Genomic DNA, 7,509 nt, shown 5'->3' on the forward strand with positions numbered 1-7,509 from the left:
AAGCACGATCTTGAGGTGCTTCGAGCTCATGTCGGCGATCAGTCGCGTGGCATCCTTGGCCGAGGTGACGATGTTGGCCTGCTCGGGCTCGATGCCGAGATCGACGCCGGCGCCTTCGGCCAGCGCCAGCGCCTTCTCCATTTCGGCGGCCATGTCGGACCAGGCGGCCGGATCGGCATTGTCGGAATGATACGCCCACTGGTCGGCGGCGTTGCGCGAGCCGGTGCAGAGCGTGACCAGCGGGATGTCGAGGGCAGCAGCAGCCTCGATGACGACAACGAGACGCCGAAGGCCATCGTCGCGGACGGCCTTGTCGGGATGCGCCATGTTGTAGGTGCCCGACAGTGCGGCGAGCGAAACCCCGGTCGATTGCGCTGCGGCGCGGATGGAAATGACTGCTTCCGCCGGCTCGACATCCGGCATCGACGGCAGGCCGGCGCAGGCGAGATTGAACTGCGTCGTCTCATAGCCAGCCTGCTTAACCGCCGTCAGCACGGCGGCCGGCTCGGTGCCCGAAAATGTCTTGGCGAAAATGCCGAGACGCATCACACCGCCCCCGAAACCGAGGCGAGTTCGACCCGCTCACCAGTCTCGACCGAACGCGCAATGGCGACCATGGCGCGGATCGAGGCGATGCCGTCCTCGACATTGGCGCCGCGCATCGGCGCGCCGTTCAGCACCGTGTCGGCAAGCCCTTCCAACTGGCGGCGGAAGAAATGACCGTCGGCGCCGAGCGGCTTGTGGGCGGTGGCGGTCTTCTCGTGAAAGATCTCGACCTCGCTGGCGCGGAAGTACCAGGGGTTGAATGTCTTCGCGATGACGGAGCCGTTCTCGCCATAAAGCTGAAAACCTTCGTGCCAGTCCATGCGCACAGCAACAGTCAGGTCGAGATGGCCGAGCGCGCCACTGGCGAACTCGGTTTCGACGAACCAGCAATAGGCGCCGAATTTCTCATTGAGCCGGGCGCGCACGGCAACGATATCGCCGCACAGGAAACGCGCCGTGTCGACGAGATGCGAGCCATGGGCCAGCATGAAGTATTGCCTGAGATCGGCCTTGGGATTTCCCGCTGGCTTCCTGGCCAGCTTGCTGGTGACGGGCAGCGGCTGCACGGCATCGGTGTTGGTGTAGCGATGGGTGGAATCGCAGTACCAGGCCTTCAGCGCCAGCAATTCGCCGATCTCGTCGCGGACGAAGTCGCGCGCCGCCTCCAGTGCCGGATCGAAGCGCTTCATGTGCCCGACCTGCAGGATCTTGCCCGAGCGCCTGACCGCTTCGGCAAGCGCCTCGCCTTCCTCAACCGAGGTGCCGATCGGCTTTTCGCAGAGAACATGCTTGCCGGCGTTGAGCGCCCTGATCGACATCGGCACGTGATAGGCGTCCGAGGTGGCGACGATCACCGCTTCCAACTCGGGATCGGCGAGCATTGCCTCATAGTCGGAATACATCCTCTGCGGCTCGTAGGTGGCGCCCATGCGCGCGAGCAGATCGGGTGCCGCATCGCAGATGGCGTAGAGGTCGGCATTTCCTGCCTTCACGCAGGATTGCAGATGCGCGAACTGCGCGATGGGGCCGCAGCCGAGCACGCCGACCCTGAGGCGTCTGTCCTGTTTCTTGATCATCGTCTCGTTCTTCAGGCGCCGTAGGAGCGCATCGTCTGGCGGTTGGTCTTGACCGCGCCGGCGGGATCGGTGGCGGCCGTTTCGGATTCCTCCTCCAGCACCAGCCAGCCGTTGAAGCGCGGTGCGGTGTTGGCGATCTCGATGACCGCCGGGGTGTCGCAGACGCCCTTGCCGAGCATGGCCCAGGTGCCGTTGGCATCGACGTCCTTGAGGTGGATGTAGCGGATACGGTCGCGGTATGTGCGCAGCGTATCGGACATGTCCCTGTGGCCGCGCAGGATATGGCCGGTATCCGGCACCCAGCCGACCAGGTCGGGGTCGAGCAAGGCAAAGATCGCGTCGTAATCGGCGCGGTCGAACAGCAGCGTGTTATGGTGCGAGCTTGGATGCACCGCAACCTGGACGCCCGCCTTGCGTCCGATCTCGCCGGCCTTGTTGTAGACCTCGGCCGCGATGGCGAACTTGTCCTCGCGCGGGCCGTCGGACACCACCGTTGCAGAGCCCATCGACACCAGCGCGCCGGGGAAGGCGGCGGCGAAATCGATCCAACGTTTGGCGGTTTCGAGGTCGGCGCCGATCTCCTCGTTCAACGTAAAACCACTGTTCGAGCCAAAGGCGAAGGAAACCAGCGTCAGCCCAGACGCCTTCAGCGCGGCGGCGAACTCCTCCGGCTTGTCGCCATAATGTCCGATCATGGTGTCGGTGATCTCGATGCCGGCATAGCCACCGTCAGAGATCGCCTTCAGCAGATCGTCGGGGCCGCCGGTGAACCGGTCTCCCAGCATTTCCCAGGTGAAGGTCTGGCAGCCGACTTTGAGGTCTTTCACGTTCATCCTTTCATTCCTTGATATCGCCTATTGCTTGATGCCACCCTGCGTCGCCGTGGGATGGACATCCTACTTGACCGAGCCCGCGGTCATGCCGGCGAGGAAGTACCTCTGGGCAACGAGGTAGATGAGCAAGAGCGGTAGCGAGCCGAGCACGCTCATCGCCATCATCTGGTTCCATTCGAAGGCGTGCTGTCCCATCAACAGCTGGATGCCGATCGGGACGGTGCGCATGGACGTCGACTTCGTCAGCGTCAGCGCAAAGAGAAATTCGTTCCAGCACAACAGGAAGGTGTAGACCGACGTCGCCACGATACCAGGCAGTGAAATCGGGACAATCACCCGCCAAAGCGCTGTCCAACTGCTGCCGCCATCGACAGCCACGGCTTCATCGAGATCGCGGGGCAAGGTGTTCAGATATCCCGTCATCAGCAGGATTGCGTAGGGCAGCGTAAACACCAGGTAAGTCAGGATCAGTGCGACGTAAGTGTCGAAGATGCCGTATGAAACGACAAGTCCGAAGAAGGGGATCAAAAGTGTGATCGGCGGAATCGTCTGCGTGCTGATGATGATTGTGTTCAGGATGCCCTTGCCGCGAAAGTTGAAGCGGCTGAACCCGTAGGCCGCCAGCAAGGCGATCAGCACCGTCAGCACGGTCACCGCTCCCGCCACGAAATAGCTGTTGAAGAAGAAGCGCAGCTTTACCGGGTCGCCAAGGATGGCTGCATACGCTTCCAGTGTGAAGGCCTTTGGCAGGATGGTTGGTGGCAGGGCAAAGATTTCGGTATTCGATTTGAACGAACTGCTCAGCATCCAGTAGATCGGGAATGCCGCGAAGAACAGTCCAGCCGCAAGAGCAACATGCAGCGCGACGGTGATCAGCTTGTCTTTGCCAGAGTTTCGTTTCCTCATGGTGACTACCGAGCCTTTTGATAGCGAATGTAGAACAGCGTCAGGCCGAGAGAGATCAGCAGGATGACCACAGCGCTGGCTGAAGCCTGCGACAGGTTGTAGCTCGAAAACGCCAGCTTGTACGTGTAGGTGCTGAGGACCTCGGTCGAGTAGATCGGGCCACCGCCCGTCGTTATCCAGATTAACGGGAAGACCTGCATGGTCCAGATGAAGTCGAGCAGCGAGATGCTGATGATGATCGGCATCAGCTGAGGGATGGTGATGAAGATCAGCTTCTGGTAGGCTTTGGCCCCGTCGATATCGGCGGCCTCGTAGAAATCCTTGGGAATGCCCTGCAAACCCGCGAGCAGGCTGACCATGAAGAGCGGATAGCCCGCCCAGATATTGGCAAAGGTGACGGCGTGCAGCGCGGTCGCAGGCGAGGAAAACCATTCGACCTTGGAACCGATGATGCCGATTTGCATGAGAATGCTATTCACGACACCGTTCGGCTCAAGCAGGAGGCGCCAGATCACGGCGATAATCACCGCGGTGAACAGCCAGGGCAGTATGTAGAGCACGCGCAGAATATTGCGCAGCGTGGGATTGATGCGGTCGCTGTTCAGCATGAGCGCGAAGACCATGCCGATGGTCATGTGGAAAATGACACTCATGCATGTGAAGTAGAGCGTGTGCCATAGCGAAGCCCAGAACACGGGGTCGTCGAAGATCGCCTGGTAGTGTTTCAGTCCGGCAAAGGATGGGTCACGACGCAGCACCGCGCTGTTCTGGAACGAGTAGCCAATCACCGTCACCATCGGCAGCAGCATCAGAAGCCCGATTATGAGCAGCGAGGGCGACAGATAGAGGTAGGGTGCGACCGCTCGTTTGAGCTTGTGGTGGGAGCGCTTTTGCCGGGTCATGTGCCAACCTTGGGATACGCCTTCAAGAGAAGGTAAGCTTTCGGAAACAGGTCCATCTCAAATTGCCGATCCGTTGTTGCCGGGTGGCCTGCCCGAAGTCAGGCCACCCGGCCGAAGATAGCAAACGGGAACAGGCCGATCAGAATTTCGCCATCCAGCCCTTCTGAGCGGCGGCGGCTGCTTGTTCCGGAGACTGCTCGCCGGCGAGCATCTTCTGGGCTTGCACGTCGAACTGAGTCATCAGGTCTTCAGCCACCGGCAGGCCCGTGAACTCATTGGCGAGATAACCGGTCTTGAAGATTTCGAAAGCCTTGCCGAAAGCCTTGTCCGAGGTCACGAAATCGGGCTTGGCGTTGACGTTGCCCGGGAAGGCGTTTGCAAGCGACACGAGCTTGGCGTTCACCTTTTCACTCATCACATATTGGACGAGTTTCCAGGCCTCTTCCTGATGTTTCGAAGCCGCAGAGATGCCGATGCCCCAGGAGGCATAGGGAAGGCCGCGCTTGCCGGTATAGTTTTCCACGACCGGGACCGGGATGAGGTCGAAGTTCAGCTTGGGATTGCGCTTGCGGATGAGGTTCACATGCGCGAGCGAGTCAATCATCATCCCGACGCGGTTGTTGACGAACTCCTCGACCTTTTCCTGCTCGGTCTTGGTAGCGATGCCGGGCGAGATGGTGCCGGCGTCGTTGAGTGATTTGACGAAGGTGAGCATATCCACCACCGGTTTGCCCTCAAGGTCTGGCTTGCCGTTCGCCATCATCGACTGGCCCGAAGCCCAAACCCACGACATCATGTCGTTCTGGACGCCGGATGGCGTTTGCAGCGACAGGGGCAGCACCCAGCCATACTGGTTCTTGTCGGCGTTCGTCATCTTCTTGGCGGCTTCGAGAAACTCCGCACGGGTCGACGGCAGCTTGGTCACGCCTGCCTGGGCAGCAAGGTCCAAATTCACGAAGACCGGATAGACGAAGGAAGCCACGGGAAACATCACCGCCTTGCCGTCCACCTTGATGATGTCCGCGACCTGGCTCTTGTCGAAACCGCTCGCATCCATCATTGGATTCATGTCTGCGAGGGCGTTCTGCGCATTCAGATTGTTCACCCAGGCACCGTCGAGACCGACGACGTCGCTGAGCGTTCCGGTTGCAGCACCAACAGAGATCTGGTCTCGCGTGGTCGCGTAGGGGCCGCTGACCAGCGTCACTTTGATTCCGGGGTTTGCGGCCTCGAAGTCATCCATGATTGCCCTGAGCGAGCCAGCCGGCAATTCGGGCTCCCACCATTGGGTGAATTCCAGCGTCGTATCCGCCATGGCGCCGGTTGCGCCAAGCAACCATGCGACCGCGGCTATTTTCAGCATCGCGGATTTTATACGAAACGTCATCTTCTCCTCCTTCTTTATATTCGCCCGCACAATGCGGCCGATCGTCTGATTGTTCAGAAGTCTTCTTACGCAGGCGCCTCACCCTCACCTGCGGGTCTTATCGCTGATATTCAGATTGCCAGATGCGTCTCCGGGTCGAAGAAATGGAGCTTGGTATCATCCAGGGCCAAGCTGATTTCCGAGCCGGAGCGGACTGTGCTGACCGGTTCGAATTTCGCCACCGCATTCGACGCCAGGCCGAAATCCTGCACCGCGTCAGGGTCGCCGGAGTCCACCCGGACCGCGTCGATGTTGAGATGGACGATTTGTTCGGATCCAAGTTCTTCGATCGAGGTCACCTTTGCCGGTATCGTCTGATACTTGCGGCCGGATTCGAGGCTGCTGTCATAGAGATCCTCCGGCCGTATCCCGAACACGACCTTGCGCCCCGCATACGACCTCAAGCCCGGCCTGCGCACGAAGGCTGCATCCTGCAGCCGGATGGCCAAGGCGCCGGACATCAGTTCGTCACCCGTCAGGGTCGCCTCGAAAAGGTTCATCGAAGGAGATCCGATGAAGCCGGCAACGAAAGCGTTCACCGGCGATTCATAGAGCCTCTTGGGTGTGTCGACCTGCTGCAGCACGCCGCCTTTCAACACCGCGACCCTGTCGCCCATCGTCATGGCTTCGGTTTGGTCGTGGGTCACATATATGGTCGTTACGCCGAGCTGCTTTTGCAGACTGGTGATTTCGGCGCGCATTTGAACACGCAGTTTCGCGTCCAGATTGGAAAGGGGTTCGTCCATGAGAAAGGCTGCCGGCTCGCGCACCATGGCGCGGCCCATGGCAACCCTTTGACGCTGCCCACCTGAAAGGTTCGCGGGTTTGCTGTCCAGCAGAGACGTCAGTTGAAGGGTTTTGGCGATCTCGTCCACGCGCTTTTTGCGCTCGGCCTTCGGCTTGCCTGCCAGCCGCATCGAAAAGCCGATGTTTTCGAACACTGTCATATGCGGGTAGAGGGCGTAGCTCTGGAAGACCATCGCGATGTCGCGGTCCTTGGGCGGCATGTCGACGACGTCTATTCCGCCGATCCGAAGGCTGCCGCTGGTGACGTCCTCCAATCCCGCGATCATCCGCAACGCGGTGGATTTGCCACAGCCGGACGGCCCGACGAGAATCAAAAACTCGCCGTCCTTGACCGACAGGTTCAATTGGTCGATTGCGTGAAAATTGTTCCCGTATGTCTTGCAGATATTCTCAAGAACGACTTCTGCCATATTCCTCCCTCCACAAGTCTAAGCCGCTGATTTTTATGATTGTCCTCGGCTTACGTTCACCTGCGAAATATTTCCTCGGATAGTTCGGGCTAGGTTCCGGTATCGAGCCGCGCACATTTCAGTTCGACTGCCGACGGCGCGTTCGTCGACGCCAGGAGTTCCGTGACCTGGGCGTCGGTCGGAAGCGCCTCGCGCCCGCCCCGGCCCGTTATCGAAAGGGCCGCCGCCGCGGCCGCGAACGCGACCCGGCCTGCCGTGTCGGCCCCGCGCGTCAATGCAAGGGCATAGGCGCCATGAAAGCAGTCACCGGCGCCGGTCGAGTCGACGACGGCAACCCGGTGCGGAGGCAGGTGCCAGAGCCCTGTCTCGTCGCGTCCGCGATAGAAGACGCCCCTGCCGCCATCCGTCAGGACCACGGCGGATCGCGACGGCAACCACAATGCATCGAGTATCTCGGCCGGCGACCCGCGGCCCGTGGCGGTCCGCGCAAAGCCGAGCGGAAGAATGAGATGGTCGCAGAGCCCGATCAGTCTCTCGGTGGCCGGGCCGCGGCTTCATTCGACATCGCCGAGGATCGCCAGGCCGAGATCGCGAGCCCGAGCC

The 7,509-nt window shown here is 60.6% G+C and carries 8 protein-coding genes; all 8 read right to left on the bottom strand.

The features are described from left to right. Positions 1-546 (bottom strand): sugar phosphate isomerase/epimerase (locus EN943_RS32450; protein ID WP_164778489.1); only part of this gene is annotated, 546 nt, incomplete at its 3' end. After that, positions 546-1,622 carry a Gfo/Idh/MocA family oxidoreductase gene (locus EN943_RS32455; RefSeq protein WP_127416068.1) on the bottom strand — a complete coding sequence of 359 codons (1,077 nt, stop codon included), beginning with the start codon at positions 1,620-1,622 and terminating at the stop codon, positions 546-548. The genes EN943_RS32450 and EN943_RS32455, both read right to left, overlap by 1 nt. A gap of 11 nt (positions 1,623-1,633) precedes the next feature. Further along, the gene (locus EN943_RS32460) at positions 1,634-2,455 is read right to left on the bottom strand and encodes a sugar phosphate isomerase/epimerase (RefSeq protein WP_127416069.1); all 822 of its coding nucleotides are present in this window, start codon (positions 2,453-2,455) and stop codon (positions 1,634-1,636) included. Positions 2,456-2,518: 63 nt separating this feature from the next. Further along, complete coding sequence (locus tag EN943_RS32465) at positions 2,519-3,361, bottom strand: carbohydrate ABC transporter permease (RefSeq protein ID WP_127416070.1); 843 nt, start codon at positions 3,359-3,361, stop codon at positions 2,519-2,521. Between the two features lie 5 nt (positions 3,362-3,366). Next, the gene (locus EN943_RS32470) at positions 3,367-4,263 is read right to left on the bottom strand and encodes a sugar ABC transporter permease (RefSeq protein ID WP_127416071.1); all 897 of its coding nucleotides are present in this window, start codon (positions 4,261-4,263) and stop codon (positions 3,367-3,369) included. 139 nt (positions 4,264-4,402) lie between these two features. After that, on the bottom strand, positions 4,403-5,650 hold the full coding sequence (locus EN943_RS32475) for a sugar ABC transporter substrate-binding protein (protein ID WP_127416072.1): 1,248 nt from the start codon (positions 5,648-5,650) through the stop codon (positions 4,403-4,405). A 110-nt stretch (positions 5,651-5,760) separates the two neighbouring features. After that, positions 5,761-6,906: an ABC transporter ATP-binding protein gene (locus EN943_RS32480; RefSeq protein WP_127416073.1), complete on the bottom strand. Its 1,146-nt coding sequence runs from the start codon at positions 6,904-6,906 to the stop codon at positions 5,761-5,763. Between the two features lie 89 nt (positions 6,907-6,995). Continuing rightward, positions 6,996-7,436 (bottom strand): PfkB family carbohydrate kinase, encoded by a 441-nt coding sequence (locus tag EN943_RS32485; protein WP_348630112.1) that lies wholly within the window; start codon positions 7,434-7,436, stop codon positions 6,996-6,998. Between the last annotated feature and the right edge of the window lie 73 nt (positions 7,437-7,509).

Origin of the sequence: Mesorhizobium sp. M7A.F.Ca.US.006.01.1.1, from assembly GCF_003997935.1 — a bacterium.
Classification (GTDB): domain Bacteria; phylum Pseudomonadota; class Alphaproteobacteria; order Rhizobiales; family Rhizobiaceae; genus Mesorhizobium.